We start from the raw sequence: 16,154 nt of genomic DNA, 5'->3' as shown, positions 1-16,154 counted from the left end.
CATGCGTTCCACCCCGCGTGCCATCGTCCACCTCCTGACGCTCGCGGCCTGGCTGGCCGGGTGTGCCTCCACGCCGCCCCCCGCCCCCGTGGGCCCCGCTTCCCTCGGCGCCGAGGAGGCCTCCGTCGCCTCCCAGGGCCTCAGTGAGATGAAGCTGCGCTACTCCGGCCAGCTCACCAGCCCCGGCCCCGCCGTGCTGGAGAAGGCGGACTACGAGCTCGTCTCCGACGGCCAGGTGGTCCAGAAGGGCTCGGCGCCGCTGGGCGTCACCCTGGCCCCCGCCGCCCCCACTCCCTTCTCCTTCCAGGCCGAGGCCGCCTACGTGCGCACGCCGGAGGACCTGAGGACGCTGAGCCAGCGGGGTGGCACCCTGCTCGTGGCGCTGCGCGGCACACTGACGGTGCGCGTGGGGGACGAGGTGCGGACGCTGCCCTTCGCCGCCTCCCGGGCGGTGCGCGTGCCCCGGCTGCCCGTGGTGAAGGTGGAGAGCCTGGATGGGGCCCGCTACTCGGAGGAGCAGGTGGACCTGCTCTTGCGCCTGGGTGTGGAGAACCCCAACCCCTTCCCGCTCCGGATGGAGGAGCTCACCTGGGCCGTCTCGGTGGGAGGCCGCAAGCTGGGCGAGGGGACGCAAGGCAAGTACGACACCGTGGACGCGTCGGCCACCGGGGTGTATCCCGTGGAGGTGGCGGTGACGAAGGAGACGTGGGGGCAGGACGTGCGGGCGCTCATCGCCAAGGGGACGCTGCCGTATGAGGTCGCGGGCGAGCTCACGGGCCCGCTGGTGCGCGTCCCCTACTCGCTGTCCGGAGACGTGAAGCTCAACGTGTCGCGGTAGTGCCCATCTACCTACTCGGAGAAGATCCGGAGCTCTTCCCGCCGCCGGAGAAGGCGGACCGGGGCGGGCTGCTCGCCGTCGGCGGGGACCTGAGCCCCGAGCGCCTGCTCTCGGCGTACTCCCAGGGCATCTTCCCCTGGTACAGCCGGGGCCAGCCCATCCTCTGGCACTCGCCGGACCCGCGCTTCGTCCTCACGCCGGACAAGCTTCACGTGGGCCGCTCGCTGCGCAAGACGCTCAAGGCCGGCGTCTATGACATCCGCTGGGACACCGCCTTCGCGGACGTCATCACCGCGTGCGCCCACACGCCACGTCCCGGCCAGGACGGCACGTGGATTACCGACGAGATGCTCGAGGCCTACCTCACCCTGCACGAGCTGGGCTTCGCGCACTCGGTGGAGGCGTGGGCCGGGGGCGAGCTGAAGGGCGGTTTCTACGGCGTGTCGCTGGGGGCGGCCTTCTTCGGCGAGAGCATGTTCGCCCACGCGCCGGACGCCTCGAAGGTGGCCTTCACCACCGCGGTGGAGCGCTTCCAGTCCTGGGGCTTCCACTTCATCGACTGCCAGGTGGAGACGGAGCACCTGGCGCGCTTCGGGGCCGAGCACTGGCCGCGCAAGCGCTTCCTCCAGGCCCTCGGCCGGGCGCTCGAGGAGCCCACCCGCCGCGGCCGGTGGACCCTCACGCCAGGGGCAGCTCCAGGATGAAGGTGGCCCCCGTGCCGGGGCCCTCGCTCTCGCACTGGAGGGAGCCGCCCAGCTCCTCGGCGGACAGGGCGCTGATGTGCAGCCCGAAGCCGTGCCCGTCCTTCTTCGTGGTGAAGCCCTGGCTGAAGAGGCGTTGCAGGATCTCCGGGGCAATGCCCACCCCGTTGTCCGCCACGGCGATGCGCAGCCGCGCCCCGGCCTCCTCCACGCGCAGGGTGAGCTGCTTGTCGGGCCGCTGGCTCTCCACCAGCGCATGGCGCGCGTTGCTCAGCAGGTTCACCAGGATTTGCAGCAGCTTGTGCCGGTCCACCATCACCGCCGAGGAGGAGGCGGTGTACTCGCGCCGCAGTTGGATGCCCAGGCGCTCGAAGGACACCGCGTTCAGGCGCATGGCGTCGTCCAGCAGCGTGGGCACCTCCACCCGCTCCATCACTCCGGAGAAGCGGGCATGCTGCTGCTGCATGCTCACCACGGATTTGATGTGGTCCACGCTCTCGGTGAGCCGCCGCAGCTCCTCCAGCACCGACTCGCGCTCCTGGGCGAGCTGGCCCGAGAGCGCCGCCAGGTAGGCGGGGAACTGCCGGCCCCGGGGGTCCTCCTCGAGGAAGGCGCCCAGCCGCGAGGCGTTCTCCCGCAGCAGCTCCACGGCCTTGTCCAGGCCCGCGGCCCGCGAGGTGCGCAGCCGCTCCACCACGAGGTGGGCGGACACGTTCACGCTGTTGAGCGTGTTGCCCACGTTGTGCAGCACCCCGGTGGCGATCTCCGCCATGCCCGCGTGGCGCGACACGTCCACCAGGCCGCGGTGCAGCTCCGCCAGGCGGGCCTCGGCTTCCTTGCGCTCCGTGATGTCGCGGCTGAAGAGCGTGGCCCCCACCACCCGCTCCCCTTCCCACACCGGGTTGAAGGTGACATCCAGCGTCAGGGGGCGGCCCGGCGCGGGGACGGACATCTCCACCCGCTCCCGCTTGCCCCGCAGGGCCTTCTGGAACATCTCCTGGAGGCCCGGAGAGGCCATCCACTCCAGGTGGGCACCCCGCTCGAGATCCCTCCCATAGAGGTGCCGGCCCACGGCCTTGGCCATCATGTTGGCGGTGACCACGCGCCCCTCCCGGTCGAGCGCCACCACCACGTCCTCCGTGCTCTCGAGGACGCTGAGCAGCTTGCCCTCGCTCTCGCGCAGCGTCTTGAGCGCCTGCTGCAGCGCCGCCTGGGACTCCTCGCGCACGGTGCCGTAGAGCCAGCTCAGCGCCCAGCTCATCAACAGGCTGACGCACGAGACGAGGTTGCCCAGCCAGATGCCCGGGTGATGGAAGACCGGCCGCACCTGGCCGAAGCCGGAGTGGTAGAGCTGGTGGAAGAGCCCCACGTAGAGCATGAGGAGCGCGGTGAAGAAGAACCCGCGGCGCGGCCCCAGCAGGTAGACGGACAGGGCCGGAATCAACATGCCCACCGCATGGGAGACCGCGCCCGACGCGTCCACGGGCAGGGTGCCCAGGACGAAGCCCACGAACAGACCCAGGCACAGGAGGAGGGACGGCAGGGTGGGAGAGGGCAGCCTGCGCGTCAGCGCCATCACCGCCCCGAAGGCGGCCATGCACACCCCCACCACCAGGATCTGCGGCAGGCGCTCCTCGGGCGCGAAGGTGGGGATGCCGAGCACGTACAGACCGGCGAGCACCATCATGAGGGTGGTGGCCCCCAGCAGCACCCGGTAGCGCCAGAACTCCCCCGGAGGCAGCTGGCGCTGCGACTCCGTCAGCCTGGAGTCCAGCCACTCCAGCACCCATGCTCGCGGGCTCCAGCCCATCACTTCCCCTTGGTCGGCGCTCGAGCGCGCGCCGGACCTAGGACCCGGAGCGCCTCCGCTCCAGCATAGCGGACTCCGCCCCCTGCTCGGAGGCCGTGGGCAGCAGCACCCGGAAGGTGGTGCCCTTGCCCGGCGCGCTGTCCACGGAAATGTCACCTCCCAAACGGGTCACGATGCCATGGCAGATGGACAGGCCGAGTCCCGTGCCCGTCCCCACCGGCTTCGTCGTGAAGAAGGGCTCGAAGAGGCGGCTGAGGTGCTCCGGCCGGATGCCGCTGCCGTTGTCCTGCACCTCCACCGCGACCAGGCCATCCTCGCGCTGCTGGATGCCCAGCCGGAGCGTGGGCTCCTCGCGGCCCGCCAGGGCGTGGGTGGCGTTGACGATGAGGTTGAGGAACACCTGCCCCAGGCCGTGCTCGCTGCCCCAAACGTGCGGCACCTCCTGGAACTCCCGCACCAGCTTCAGCTCCGGACGCAGCGCCCGCGCCGCCATGGAGATGGTGAGCTCCATCACATGGCGCACGTCCACCACTTCCTTCGGCGGCTCGTCCATCCGGGCGAAGATGCGTACGTCCTGGACGATGCGCTCGATGCGCTCGGCGCCGGTGACGGCATCCCCGCACGCATCCCTCAGCTCGTCCCGGGCGCGCACCGCCTCTTCCGCGCACGGCAGCTTCTCCAGCCCCCGCACCACGTGGCGCAGGTTGGACAGGATGTAGCTCAGCGGGTTGTTGACCTCGTGGGCCAGGCCCGCCGACATGCGCCCCAGCGCCTCCAGCTTCTGCGCGTGCACCAGCCGGGCATTGGCCTCCGCCAGCGCCCGCGTCCGCTCCTCCACCATCCGCTCCAGGTCCTCCATCCGCTGGTGGCCGGCGCGCAAGAGCTCCCACTTCTCGCACAGGGCGTGCGCCATCTGGCGCACCTCGATGCTGTCGAAGGGCTTGCGCAGGATGAGCAGCCGCTCACTCGTCCCCAGCTTGCGTGACAGCTCGTCCCAGGAATAGTCGGAGTGGGCCGAGCAGAGCACGACCTGGAGATCCGCCTCCTCCCGCCACATCTGCAGGGTGGCCTCCACCCCGTCCATGCCCGGAGGCATGCGGATGTCCACGAAGGCCACGGCGTAGGGGCGCCCCTCACGCACCGCGTCGCGCACCAGGCGGACGCCTTCCTCTCCACCCAGCGCGAAGTCGAGCTCGAAGCGGGTGGTACTGCTCCGGGGGGGCGCGTCCCCGAAGAGCATGGACTCCATCGCATCCAGCTCCTCGATACCCTGGCCGGATTTGGCGAGGATCTTCCGGAAGTCCTGGTGGATGGCACTGTTGTCGTCGACCACCAAAATCCGGCGGCACTCCCCCGTCGGAGGACTCATGAGGACAATGGGTACCACGTGACAAAAGCCACGGGCAATGTGCTCACCCGTGGCTCCATCATTGTCTTCACACCCACATCCGGAGGGGAACGGCACCCTGCCTGCCCGCTCACACCGCCGGTGGGGGTGACTCCTGGTGCTCGGCCAGGCGCAGCAGCTCCTTGTTTCGCCAATTGTCAATGGCTTGCAGCATGTCGTCCCGCAGGGAGACGAGCTCCTCCGCGCCGGCGGCGGCCTCCACCTTGGGCATCAGCGCGCTCTCCTCCTGGCCCACGTGCTCGGTCACCATCCGCTCCAGGCGGAGGCACAGCCCGTCCAGCCGGGGGTCGGTCTGCTTGACCTGGAGGATCTCCGACAGGAGTTGCTTGACCTCGGCATGGTCCTGGAAGGACTCGTCGACGAGGCCGTCCACCCCCTGCTCCCGGGCGAAGGGGTAGAAGTACTGCTCCTCCAGGGCCGCGTGGATGGTGAGGGCCTCGGCCACCTGGCCCAGCAGGGAGATGCGCTCGTCGCCGGTGCTGGACTTGATGCGCTGGAAGAGGCCGTCGACTTCCCGGTGCTGCTGCTTCAACAACTCGATCGCGCTCACGGTATGGCTCCTTGCGCCCGTCCCTCCACGGGCGAGTCGTCCCCCGGGAGACACGGTCCGCACGGCCAGGGCGGGAGACAAGCACGGGACCGGAGCCGGGCCCCTATTCCGTGAGGGGCGGGGGGATGCCCGCCCGCCCGGGCACCGGGCCTAGGTGGCCGGCACCTCGCGGAAGGCGGCGAGCGAGCGGCCCGCCAGCTCGAAGGGGCCGGCGGGCACCGGCTCCTCGGGGCCCCGCGAGTCATCCGCGGTGTAGAACTCGATGACCCACCGGGAGCCCTCGGCCGGAGGCGGCACGGTGAAGCGGACGGGCTCGTGGTGGGCGTTGAGCAACACCAGCAGGGCGTCGCCGATGATGCGCTGGCCGCGCTCATCCGGCGAGGGGATGGCGTCACCCCCCAGCAGGAACGCGAGCGAGCGGGTGAAGGGCTTCTGCCAATCCTCCTGGCCCATCTCCGTGCCATCCGGGCGGAACCAGGTGAGATCCTTGTACTCCGAGTCCCAGATGTGCTTGCCCTGGAAGAAGCGGCGGCGCTGGAGCACCGGCTGGCGGTGGCGGAACTGGATGAGGCGCGAGGTGAACTCGAGAAGCGCCAGCCGGCGGTCATCGAGGTTCCAGTCCACCCAGGACAGCTCGTTGTCCTGGCAGTAGGCGTTGTTGTTGCCGCGCTGGGTGCGGCCCATCTCGTCACCGGCGACGAGCATCGGCACGCCCTGCGAGAGGAAGAGCGAGGCGAGCAGGTTGCGCTTCTGGCGCTCGCGCAGGGAGACGACGCCGGGGTCGTCCGTCTCGCCCTCCACGCCGCAGTTCCACGCCTGGTTGTCGTCGGCGCCGTCGCGGTTGTGCTCGCCGTTGGCCTCGTTGTGCTTGTGGCTGTAGGTGACGAGGTCGTGCAGGGTGAAGCCGTCGTGGGCGGTGACGAAGTTGATGCTGGCCTGGGGCCGGCGGCGCGCGCCCTGGTAGAGGTCCGAGGAGCCGGTGAGCCGGTGGCCCACCTCGCCCGCGAGGTTCTCGTCCCCCTTCCAGTAGCGGCGCAGGGCGTCACGGTACTTGCCGTTCCACTCGCGCCAGGGCGCCTGGAAGCCGCCCACCTGGTAGCCGCCGAGCCCCACGTCCCACGGCTCGGCGATGAGCTTCACCCGGCTGAGCACGGGATCCTGGTTGAGGATCTGGAAGATGGGGGCAGAGGGGGAGAACTCCCCCTTGCCCACGCGGCCGAGCACGGTGGCCAGGTCGAAGCGGAACCCGTCCACGTGCATCTCCTCCACCCAGTAGCGCAGGGAGTCCACGATGAGGCGCGCGGCCTGGGGGTTGGAGGCGTTGATGCTGTTACCGCAGCCGGTGAAGTCCAGGTAGTAGCGCGCCTCGGGCATCAGCCAGTAGTAGCTGGCGTTGTCCACGCCCTTGAGCGACAGCGTGGGCCCCAGGTGGTTGCCCTCGCACGAGTGGTTGTAGACGACGTCGAGCAGCACCTCGATGCCGGCGGCGTGCAGGGCCTTCACCATGCCCTTGAACTCGTTGACGGCGCCGCCCGGCGTGCGGCGGCTGGCGTAGGAGGACTCGGGGGCGAAGTAGCACAGGGTGTTGTAGCCCCAGAAGTTGGACAGGCCCTTCTCGCCGAGGAAGGAGTCATCCGCGAAGGCGTGCACCGGCAGCAATTCCACCGAGGTGACGCCCAGCTTGAGCAGGTGCTCGATGACGGCCGGGTGGCCGAGGGCCGCGTAGGTGCCGCGCTGGTGCTCGGGCACCTTGGGGTGGCGCATGGTGAGGCCCTTCACGTGGGCCTCGTAGATGACCGTCTTGCGCCAGGGCACGTCCGGGCGGCGCTCGTTGCCCCAGTCGAAGTAGTCCCCCACCACCACGCTCTTGGGCACGCCCGCGGCGCTGTCGCGCTCGTCGCGCATCAGGTCCTGCTTGTCGTTGCCGAGCGTGTAGCCGAACACGGGCTGGGACCAGTCCACCTCGCCATGGAGCGCCTTGGCGTACGGGTCCACCAGCAGCTTGTACGGGTTGCAGCGGTGGCCCTTCTGCGGCTCATACGGCCCGTGGACGCGCAGGCCGTAGAGCGTGCCCGGCTCCAGCCCCGGCACGTAGCCGTGCCAGACGTCATCGGTCATCGCCTGCAGCTCGAACCGCTCCACTTCCTTCGAGGGGTTCTGCGAATCGAAGATGCAGACCTCGACGCGGGTGGCCACTTGCGAGAAGACCGCGAAGTTCACCCCCGTGCCATCGAAGGTGGCGCCCCGAGGGTACGGCTTGCCCGGCCAGACTTCCCTGGTCATACGCGTCGCTGTCCTTTCAAACGGAGTGCGCGAAATCTGTGGGTGGTGATCGCACTCTTCAAGGACTTCACGGTGTCTCCGACCCCGGAGAGGTGGAGCGTCCACCCGCCAGACAGATGGAGCGTCCGCCAGCCATCAGGAGGGGGGGCCCACCGTACGCTTCCACACGCGCGGCCTCACGCCGGGAGGGGCCACCCCGCCCTCAGCTCAGGGACGGGGTGGTCCGCACGTGGTTGTAGGCGATGTCCGCCAGCTCGTCGAAGGTGGGCACGGCCCAGGGGAGCGAGCGCGCCACGCGGCGCTCCTCGGACCAGGCCATGAAGGTCTCCAGCTGCTCGGGGCTGGGGGCGACACGCCGGCGCTGGCGCTTGGCCAGGGAGAGCGCCTCCAGCGGGGGGTGCCCGAGCTCCACCAGCACGCACAGGGCCAGCAGCGCGCTGCGGCCGATGCCGTGCTCGCAGTGGATGTAGACCTTGTGCCCCAGCGACAGGTGGCCGTGCACCCAGCGCACGCCCGCGTCGAGCATGTGGCGGCTGATGGCGCACATGTCCTCGGTGGGCAGGTGCAGCAGGGAGATGCCGTGCTGGCGCAGGACGCGCTCGTCGTCACGGCACTCCTGGCGCACGTCGACGATGTGACGGATGGCGAGCCTCCGGGCCAGGTGCTCGGCGGCCTCGATGGGGAAGCGGCCCCCCACGGCCAGCTCGGGTGTCACCCAGTCCAGATTCAACGGCAACGAGTGCTGAACCATCCGCGCGCCCCTCCCCCACCACTCCCTGGCGCCCCGGTGCGCCCCCACTGCCCGAAGCTAGGCACCCGGCGTCCGGGGGCAGCGCGCCCCCAGGTACGAGACCATGGCCGCCTGCCTGGAGGGCGGAGCCACGCGAGGCCTCCAGAACCGTACGGAAAAAAGCGGCAAGTGGCCTGGGCGGCTCTCGAAGAGTGCCTTTCCCTGGAAGCACCCTGGATGTTAGGAGTGTTCGAGCACCCATCTTCATGAGAACCGTTGGCCCCGCATCCTGGCGCGAGCACTCGAGCGCCCGATGGATGGCCCTGGTCGGCGCGGCCTGCGCCCTCCTGATGGCCGTCGTGGCCGGCGTGTGCGCCCTGAGCACCCAGGCCCCCGCTCACGCGGAGGTCCGGTGGGTCACCACGGCGCGGGGACCGAAGCATCCGCGTTCCATCTCGGCCCATCTGCCCGTGCGGCAGCAGGGCCTGGTGGGCGTCCAGGCGTCACCGGTGCAGGGTCAGCTGGAGCTGCCGCGCCCCGCCAGCAAGCCGCTCCCGTTCCACCCACGGTCCGATACACGCCCCGGCCCCGCGATCCGGCCAGAAGCCCTGCTCGCGGAACGCACGAGACGGCAATTGTCGTGCGTGCTGCCCACGAGCCACGGCCGGATCGCGGATCGCCCCGTGGTCGCCAACTGTCCCGCGCAAGGACCTCCGCGGACCGCGTGACGTTCCGGTCCCCAGGGTTCCACTCTTTCACCCGCGCGCCAGAAACCCTGGTGCGCGTGAGGCATTCCTTGCGTAACGAACAGAACGACACGACGAAGTCTCCCCTCCCCGCGAACGCGGGTCACGCCGCCTGGGAGGTGGGACGGCTCATCCTCGCCGCGGCCGTCATCTTGATCATCATCGGCGCCGCCATCGCCTTCGAGCGCTTCGGCTGATGATGGGGCGAGCGCACCGGCCCCTCGGCCGCTCCGGGGCCGGTGCGCTCCTCCGAGGCCTTCTCCTTCCCTACCCTCCCTAGATTCCCAGCAGGTGATTCAGCGATGCACGGAGCTCACGACTTCCTCAAGGCCCTGGCGATGGTCCTCTGCGTCGCGGCGGTGACGTCCATCATCTTCCAGCGGCTGCGCCAACCCGTCGTGCTCGGGTACATCATCGCGGGCCTCATCATCGGCCCCCATGTCCCCATCCCGCTCGTCGCGGACTCCGGCATCGTTCAGACGCTGTCGGAGCTGGGCGTCATCCTCCTCATGTTCTCGCTCGGGCTGGAGTTCAGCCTGCGCAAGCTGTTCCAGGTGGGCCCCACGGCGAGCGTCACGGCCATCATCCAATGCAGCCTGATGATCTGGCTCGGATTCGTCGTGGGCCGGGCTTTCGGCTGGACGGCGCTCGAGAGCATCTTCACGGGCGCCATCATCGCCATCTCCAGCACGACCATCATCGCCAAGGCGTTCGACGAGCAGGGCATCAAGGGCAAGCTGCGGGAAATCGTCGTCGGGGTGCTCATCGTCGAGGATCTCATCGCCATCATGCTGATGGCGACGCTCACGGCGGTGTCCACCGGCGCGGGCCTGTCGGCGGGACAGCTCGCGCTGACCATGGGCCGGCTGGGGCTGTTCCTGGTGGGGCTGGTGGTGGTGGGGCTGCTGGTGATCCCCCGGGTGGTGCGGGCCGTCCACAAGCTGAACCGGCCGGAGACGCTGCTGGTGACGAGCGTGGGCATCTGCTTCGCCATCGCGCTGCTGGCGCAGGAGTTCGGCTACTCGGTGGCGCTCGGCGCGTTCCTGGCGGGCTCGCTCGTGGCGGAGTCCGGCAAGGAGAAGGACGTCGAGCACCTGGTGCAGCCCGTGCGCGACGTCTTCGCGGCCATCTTCTTCGTGTCGGTGGGCATGTTGATCGACCCGGCGCTCGTGGCGAAGCACTGGGTGGCCGTGGCGGTGCTGACGCTGGTGGTCATCCTCGGCAAGCTGGTGGGCGTGGCCCTGGGCGTGTTCCTCACGGGCAACGGGACGCGCACGGCGGTGCAGTCGGGCCTGAGCCTCGCGCAGATTGGTGAATTCTCCTTCATCATCGCGGGCCTGGGCCTGTCGCTGAACGCCACGGGGCAGTTCCTCTACCCGGTGGCGGTGGCCGTCTCGGCGATCACCACCCTCACCACGCCCTTCCTCATCCGGGCGTCGGGGCCGGTGGCCAACCTCGTGGACCGCAAGCTGCCCCGGCCGCTGCAGACGTTCGCCGCGCTCTATGGGAGCTGGGTGGAGGGCCTGCGCGCCGCGCCGACGCAGAAGACCACCGGCGCGAAAATCCGCCGCATGGTGCGCCTGATGGTGCTCGACGCGGCGCTGCTCGCCGCGCTCGTCATCGGGACGTCCGTGTTCATCGAGAGGCTCATCACGACGGTGGAGAACCGGGGCGGATTGGGGGCGTCGGTGGCGCGCCTGCTCGTCATCGGCCTGGCCTCGGCGCTCGCGGTGCCATTCCTCGTGGGGCTCGTCCGGATGGCGAGGAGCCTGGGAGTGCTGCTCGCGGACCTGGCCCTGCCTCCGAACGAGGGCAAGCTGGACCGGGCCGCCGCGCCCCGGCGCGCGCTGGTGGTGACGCTCCAGCTGGCGAGCCTGCTGAGCGTGGGCATACCGCTCGTCGCCCTCACCCAGCCCTTCATTCCTGGCTTCCAGGGCGCGGCCGTGCTGCTGGTCCAGCTCTCGGTGCTCGCCGTGGGGTTCTGGCGCAGCGCCACCAATCTGCAGGGGCACGTGCGCGCGGGCTCGCAGGTCATCGTCTCGGCGCTCGCGGCCCAGACGCATGTGCCCGGGAACGAGGAGAAGCACGGCGACCGGTTGAAGACGCTCCATGCCATCCTGCCCGGGCTCGGCGAGCCGACACCGGTGCGGCTCGAGGCGTCCAGTCCGGCGGTGGGGCAGAGCCTCGCGCAGCTCAACCTGCGCGGGATGACGGGGGCCACGGTGCTCGCCATCCAGCGGGGTGACGGTGAAGCGGTCGTCCCCACGGCGCAGGAGGTGCTGCGGGAGGGGGATGTGCTCGCGCTGGCGGGTACGCACGAGGCCATCGACGCGGCCCGGGCGGTGCTCGAAACGCCCCGGAGTCAGGAAGCCGCGGCGCCGTGAGCGCACACTCCCTCTCCCCTCGGGAGAGGGTGGGGGTGAGGGTGCCAGGGTCCGTTCTCCAACCCGTGGCCCGGAGTGTGGACAAGGGGTTCAACCCGGGATGCGAGACACCCTCACCCCGTCCCTCTCCCGGAGGGCGAGGGGAAATGGGCACGGTATCAGCGAGGGTTCAGGGGCTCACTCGGCGGCGTGCCGGCATCGGAAGGCGCGGGCCGGTTCACGGTGACGCGGTCCTCCAGCGGCACACGGCCCACGGACTGACGGAACAGTTCCCAGAGTGCCTTCCGGTGGCCCTCCGGCGAGGTGGTGCCCGTCAGCACCAGTCCGGCCCCGTGATAGCTCACGCCGAGGCCCAGGCCCTTCAACGCCGGTGTCAGGGCCCCGAGTTGCTCCTGGAGCAGGGGCAGCTCGAAGGTCAGCTCCAGCTCGCGCGCCAGGAACGCGTCCGTCTTCAGCAGCGCGCGCAGCGCCTCACGGCAGCGGGAGTCCTTCACCTCGGCCGTCAGGCCCCGCTCGGCCCCCTGGCTCACCTTGAGTCCCGGGCAGGCCTTGCGCGCCGCGGCCACCAGGGGCTCCGAGGCGGGCAGGGGCTCGGGAGGCGTCCCCACCACCAGCCTCCACACGGCGAACTTCCCCTCGGCGTACAGCAACAACAGGGTGCGCCCGGGCTTGAGCCCCGTGAGCAGCAGCTCGTTGCTGCCCTCGAGTATCTCCGCGGTGGCGATGGACGGGTCCTCCACCTCCACGAAGTCCACGACGCTCAGCTTGTGGAAGCGCTCCTTGCCCGGCTCCAGCGGCATCACCAGGTCCACCGGCCAGGCCGGGGCCGGGAGGGGCGACAGCGCCAGCAGGAGGGCGGCCAGGGAAGCGAGCAATGGAAGGGCCCTGCGGCTCACTGGTGGACGCATTGCACCCGGTTCCTCTCGGAAAGTGTGCGTCTCCTCTTACCACGGGCTATGTAGGAAGGCCCTATGCTTACCTGGGTCCTCTGGACCGCCTGCCTGGCCCTCACCCTGCTCCGGGGCTTCGTCGCCGCCGCCGAGTCCGCCCTCTACGGCACTTCCGACCTGCGTGCCCAGGAGCTGGCGCAGTCCACTCCGAAAGCCGGCGGCCGGGTGCTCCGTCACAAGACCGAGCGGGAAGCCACCGCCACCGCCCTGCGCATGGGCAGCGTGCTGTGCGGCTTCCTCGCCGCCGCCATCGGCTCCTTCGTGCCCCCGCAGCTGCTGGACTTCAAGCGCTGGGGCGATGCCTTCTGGCTGGAAGTGGCCACGGTGCTCGCGGGCGCCCTGCTGGTGGGCGTGCTCGCCGCCCTCATCGAGGTGACGATGCGCGGCCTGGCCAACGCCGGCCCCGAGCGCTGGGCGCTGCGCCTGTCCTGGCTCGTGTCGGTGCTCGTCTTCCTCTTCTACCCGCCCATGCGGCTGCTCATGGCGCCCATCAACCTCGTGGCCCGTGGCTTCGGCCGCACCCTGCGCTTCGAGCCTCCGCCTCCGCCCCTCGAGGAGCTGGAGAAGCTGCTCGCCGCCCAGGCCGCCAAGGAGGAGGTGGACCAGAGCGCGCCCCAGCTCATCCGCTCCATCTTCGAGCTGTCCGACAAGCGCTGCCGCGACGTGATGGTGCCTCGCACCGAGGTGGTGTGCGTGGACATCTCCACCCCGCCCGAGCAGGTGTTGCGCCTGCTGGCCGAGGAGAACCACTCGCGCATCCCCGTCTACCGGGATGACGTGGACCACATCCTCGGCGTGCTGCACGCGCGCGACTTGATTCCGCTGCTCCAGCACCCGGAGCTCATCGTCCTGCAGGACATCATCCGTCCGGCCCACTTCGTGCCGTGGCTCAAGCCGATTGGAGATCTGCTGCGCGAGATGCAGCGCAAGAAGATCCACATGGCCATCGTCGTGGACGAGTACGGCGGCTTCATGGGCATTGTGACGTTGGAGGACATCCTCCGGGAGATCGTCGGCGACATTGGCGACGAGTTCGAGGTGGAGGAGAAGCAGGTGGAGAAGCAGCAGGACGGGAGCTTCCTGGTGGACGCCGCCATGGAGGTGGAGCAGTTCACCCAGGCCTTCGGCTTCTCGCTGCCGGACGGCGACTTCGACACGCTGGGTGGCTTCCTGTCGTCGCTGGCCGGGCACCTGCCGGACGTGGGCGAGCGCTTCACCTACAACGGCTGGGCCTTCACGGTGCACGCCAAGGAAGGCGCGCGCATCGACCGCGTGCGGATGACGAAGCTCAAGACGGCCAGCAAGGAGCCCGCAGCGGCGTCCAAGGACGCCACCGGCAAGGACGGCGCGGGCCAGGAACTCAAGGCCTGACGTCCGCTGGAGGCTCGGGTCGTACTCAATCCCATGATGAAGTGCTCGAGGAGTCCCAAGGCAATCGCGCTCTTTCTGTACTTCATCAGCGTGTCAGCCTCCTTCGCGGCTCAGCCGGATGTCGTGGTGGAGGGCTCACAAGACATCTGGCACGTCGGGCAGCGCCTGTTCGTGTTGGAGGATGAGTCCCAGGCATTGACCATCGGGGATGTGTCTCGGCCCGAGTTCGCCCATCGCTTCATCCGCGCGTCCATGGACCCGCCAACCCATGGCTTCTCGCGCAGCGTCTACTGGGTGCGCTTCTCCTATCTCAAAAAGGATCTGGCGCCAGAACGGCGCTGGCTCCTGGCCGTGATGAACGCGTCCCTGGAGCATGTAGACGTCTATTTTCAGCGGCCAGACGGGTCTTTCGATGTCCGGCGGGGTGGGGCGCGGGTTCCATGGGACAGGCGGGAGGTTGCCCACCGGTTTCATGGTTTCCACCTGCCCGAGGCCAGCACTGAACCGGTCACCGTCTACATCCGCGTTCAAACCTCGTCCCTCATGACCCTGCCCGTGGAGGTCCTGACGGGCGACAAGCTGATACGAGCCGCCGCGTCTCTCCTGGTTCCATGGTGGATCTACGCCGGCATCCTGGCCAGCATGGTGCTGTTCAACACGGTCTTGTATGTCTTTCTGAGGGACCGGGCATACCTCTACTATGTCCTCTATATCGTTTTCTTCGGCCACTTCATCCTGTTGAGATTCTCGGGAATCGGCGATGAATATTTTCCCGACGCGGGCCCCTGGCTGATACGGATTCCTCAGTCCCTCGCGCATCTTGGGGGGTTGTGCGTCGTGCTGTTCGCGCGCTCGTTCCTGCATACCTCCAGGACAGTGCCCAGGCTGGATCGGCTCCTGCGCGGATGGATCGCGTTCTGCGGCATCTCCATGCTGCTGGCCATGTTCATTCCGGTTCGAGTGTCACTCCTCATTGGGAACACATTGGCGCTGGCGTCTGGGCCGTTGCTGCTCGTGACTTCCATTGTCGTCTGGAGGCGTGGCTTCGAGCCAGCGCGCTTCTTCCTCGCGGGCTGGAGCTCGCTCTGCCTGGCCGTTGTTCTTGTTCCCCTCTCCAATCTGGGGTGGCTGCCAACCCGCATGGTGACCGGGCACCTCGTCATGATGGGCTCGGCAATGGAAATGATTCTATTCGCGCTGGCGCTGGCGAATCGAATCAACGAGGCGAAGAAAGAGAACGAGGCCGCCAGGCGCCAGGCGCTCGAGGGCGAGATCCACCGGTTGCGGAATATCGAGCTCCGGCAGGCCAATGAGGAGATTCTCCGCAAGCAAGAGCAGCTTGTTCAGGCGGAGAAGCTCGCTTCCATGGGGCAGCTCGCGGCGGGAGTCGCGCATGAAATCAAGAATCCGCTCAACTTCGTCAACAACTTCTCGCTCTCGCTGGTGGAGATGACGGATGAGTTGTTGCAGGAGTTCAAGAGCCTGCCAGCGGACAAGCAGGCGGAGCTGGTGATGCTCGCCAACGACTGCAGACAGACAGCCCAGAAGATTGCCGAGCATGGGAAACGCGCGGATGGAATCGTGCGCGGCATGCTGGAGCACGCAACCGTGCGGCCAGGAGTGAGGAGTCCGGTCGACCTCAACCGGTTCATCGAGGAGCACATCGGAGTCATCCTTCAGGATTCAAAGGGCCAGCGGCTCGGCTTCCCTGTCTCGGTTGAGAGAGCGCTCGAGCCAGGACTCCCCCGGGTCGAGGTCATCCCTCAGGAACTGGGGCGCGCCCTGCTCAATCTCCTGAACAACGCATTCCATGCCGTCAGCGAGCAGCACAAGAAAGGGCTCAGCGGCTATGCTCCGGCCGTTTGCGTTTCCACCCTCCGCCAGGGCGACCGTGTGGAGATTCGCATCCAGGACAACGGGACCGGGATTCCGGCGGCGGTTCGCGAAAGGATCTTCGAGCCGTTCTTCACCACGAAGCGGCCTGGGGAAGGAGTCGGGCTGGGGCTGTCGCTCAGCCATGGCATCATCACCAAGCGGCATGAGGGGACACTGGAGTTCGATAGCACCGAGAATGATGGAACGACCTTCATCATTACCTTGCCATTCAACCCGCGAGTGCTCTCCTGAGTGGCCGTTGAACCGCGCGGGCTAAGGCAGCCCCTCATGGAAGAGGGAGCAGGTACGCTTCCTGGAGGTGGCTCTCGCCAGCAGCCCCCAGCAGCGTCAACAGGGCACACGCCAGGGCAATGTCGTGTCGCCGACGCGGTAGCGCGTCTCCACCATGCCGTCCTACTGTGGATGGCTCGCATCAAGGAGTCGGAGCGGCCCAAGAGGGTATTGAGCTGGAGCGAGCACGGACAACGGTGCAAGCAGTGCGCTGCGC

General features: G+C 68.8%; 13 protein-coding genes. 7 read left to right on the top strand and 6 right to left on the bottom strand.

The window, feature by feature from the left end; translation table 11 throughout:
• Window position 1: 1 nt before the first annotated feature.
• Window positions 2-838 (top strand): LEA type 2 family protein, encoded by an 837-nt coding sequence (locus tag BO221_RS17715; protein ID WP_073561635.1) that lies wholly within the window; start codon window positions 2-4, stop codon window positions 836-838.
• Window positions 838-1,542, top strand: coding sequence for a leucyl/phenylalanyl-tRNA--protein transferase (aat, locus tag BO221_RS17710; RefSeq protein WP_073561634.1), 705 nt, complete (start codon window positions 838-840; stop codon window positions 1,540-1,542). The genes BO221_RS17715 and aat overlap by 1 nt, the downstream gene beginning before the upstream one ends.
• Here the strand turns inward: aat and BO221_RS17705 are convergent.
• The 5 genes from BO221_RS17705 to BO221_RS17685 all read right to left on the bottom strand — a co-directional run bounded on the left by BO221_RS17705 (window position 1,517) and on the right by BO221_RS17685 (window position 8,341).
• Window positions 1,517-3,349 carry a nitrogen regulation protein NR(II) gene (locus BO221_RS17705; protein ID WP_233166088.1) on the bottom strand — a complete coding sequence of 611 codons (1,833 nt, stop codon included), beginning with the start codon at window positions 3,347-3,349 and terminating at the stop codon, window positions 1,517-1,519. The two genes, aat and BO221_RS17705, sit on opposite strands and share 26 nt — an antisense overlap.
• A 37-nt stretch (window positions 3,350-3,386) precedes the next feature.
• Complete coding sequence (locus tag BO221_RS17700) at window positions 3,387-4,682, bottom strand: sensor histidine kinase (RefSeq protein WP_233166086.1); 1,296 nt, start codon at window positions 4,680-4,682, stop codon at window positions 3,387-3,389.
• A 145-nt stretch (window positions 4,683-4,827) separates the two neighbouring features.
• Complete coding sequence (locus tag BO221_RS17695) at window positions 4,828-5,307, bottom strand: hemerythrin domain-containing protein (RefSeq protein WP_073561633.1); 480 nt, start codon at window positions 5,305-5,307, stop codon at window positions 4,828-4,830.
• A gap of 150 nt (window positions 5,308-5,457) precedes the next feature.
• On the bottom strand, window positions 5,458-7,590 hold the full coding sequence (glgX, locus tag BO221_RS17690; RefSeq protein ID WP_073561632.1) for a glycogen debranching protein GlgX: 2,133 nt from the start codon (window positions 7,588-7,590) through the stop codon (window positions 5,458-5,460).
• A 202-nt stretch (window positions 7,591-7,792) separates the two neighbouring features.
• On the bottom strand, window positions 7,793-8,341 hold the full coding sequence (locus tag BO221_RS17685) for a dual specificity protein phosphatase family protein (protein ID WP_073561631.1): 549 nt from the start codon (window positions 8,339-8,341) through the stop codon (window positions 7,793-7,795).
• A gap of 245 nt (window positions 8,342-8,586) precedes the next feature.
• Between BO221_RS17685 and BO221_RS17680 the strand changes: the two genes are divergently transcribed.
• The 3 genes from BO221_RS17680 to BO221_RS17675 all read left to right on the top strand — a co-directional run bounded on the left by BO221_RS17680 (window position 8,587) and on the right by BO221_RS17675 (window position 11,450).
• Window positions 8,587-9,048 (top strand): hypothetical protein, encoded by a 462-nt coding sequence (locus BO221_RS17680; protein ID WP_143195507.1) that lies wholly within the window; start codon window positions 8,587-8,589, stop codon window positions 9,046-9,048.
• 68 nt (window positions 9,049-9,116) lie between these two features.
• Window positions 9,117-9,263, top strand: coding sequence for a hypothetical protein (locus tag BO221_RS54885; protein ID WP_158079867.1), 147 nt, complete (start codon window positions 9,117-9,119; stop codon window positions 9,261-9,263).
• A gap of 105 nt (window positions 9,264-9,368) precedes the next feature.
• Entirely contained in the window at window positions 9,369-11,450 is a 2,082-nt protein-coding gene (locus BO221_RS17675; protein ID WP_073561629.1) for a cation:proton antiporter, read from the top strand.
• A gap of 158 nt (window positions 11,451-11,608) precedes the next feature.
• Here BO221_RS17675 and BO221_RS17670 read toward each other — a convergent pair whose 3' ends face one another.
• Window positions 11,609-12,358, bottom strand: a complete 750-nt coding sequence (locus BO221_RS17670; protein WP_143195506.1) for a pilus assembly protein N-terminal domain-containing protein — start codon at window positions 12,356-12,358, stop codon at window positions 11,609-11,611.
• 63 nt (window positions 12,359-12,421) lie between these two features.
• Between BO221_RS17670 and BO221_RS17665 the strand changes: the two genes are divergently transcribed.
• Both BO221_RS17665 and BO221_RS17660 read left to right on the top strand, forming a co-directional pair.
• A complete protein-coding gene (locus BO221_RS17665; RefSeq protein WP_073561628.1) occupies window positions 12,422-13,771 on the top strand; it encodes a hemolysin family protein in 1,350 nt (449 codons plus the stop codon).
• A gap of 33 nt (window positions 13,772-13,804) precedes the next feature.
• Window positions 13,805-15,898, top strand: coding sequence for a 7TM diverse intracellular signaling domain-containing protein (locus BO221_RS17660; protein ID WP_073561627.1), 2,094 nt, complete (start codon window positions 13,805-13,807; stop codon window positions 15,896-15,898).
• Window positions 15,899-16,154: the final 256 nt, after the last annotated feature.

Origin of the sequence: Archangium sp. Cb G35 (genome assembly GCF_001896145.1) — a bacterium.
In the GTDB taxonomy this organism is placed as follows: domain Bacteria; phylum Myxococcota; class Myxococcia; order Myxococcales; family Myxococcaceae; genus Archangium; species Archangium violaceum.
Note: the sequence above shows the minus strand (reverse complement) of the source record. Positions and strands in the feature narration are given on the sequence as shown.

Excerpts from the sequence above, each read along its gene's own strand:
- BO221_RS17715 (WP_073561635.1), top strand. The coding sequence starts at position 2 with ATGCGTTCCACCCCGCGTGCCATCGTCCACCTCCTGACGCTCGCGGCC.
- BO221_RS17705 (WP_233166088.1), bottom strand. The coding sequence starts at position 3,349 with ATGGGCTGGAGCCCGCGAGCATGGGTGCTGGAGTGGCTGGACTCCAGG.
- glgX (WP_073561632.1), bottom strand. The coding sequence starts at position 7,590 with ATGACCAGGGAAGTCTGGCCGGGCAAGCCGTACCCTCGGGGCGCCACC.
- BO221_RS17685 (WP_073561631.1), bottom strand. The coding sequence starts at position 8,341 with ATGGTTCAGCACTCGTTGCCGTTGAATCTGGACTGGGTGACACCCGAG.
- BO221_RS17680 (WP_143195507.1), top strand. The coding sequence starts at position 8,587 with ATGAGAACCGTTGGCCCCGCATCCTGGCGCGAGCACTCGAGCGCCCGA.
- BO221_RS17675 (WP_073561629.1), top strand. The coding sequence starts at position 9,369 with ATGCACGGAGCTCACGACTTCCTCAAGGCCCTGGCGATGGTCCTCTGC.
- BO221_RS17670 (WP_143195506.1), bottom strand. The coding sequence starts at position 12,358 with ATGCGTCCACCAGTGAGCCGCAGGGCCCTTCCATTGCTCGCTTCCCTG.
- BO221_RS17665 (WP_073561628.1), top strand. The coding sequence starts at position 12,422 with ATGCTTACCTGGGTCCTCTGGACCGCCTGCCTGGCCCTCACCCTGCTC.
- BO221_RS17660 (WP_073561627.1), top strand. The coding sequence starts at position 13,805 with ATGATGAAGTGCTCGAGGAGTCCCAAGGCAATCGCGCTCTTTCTGTAC.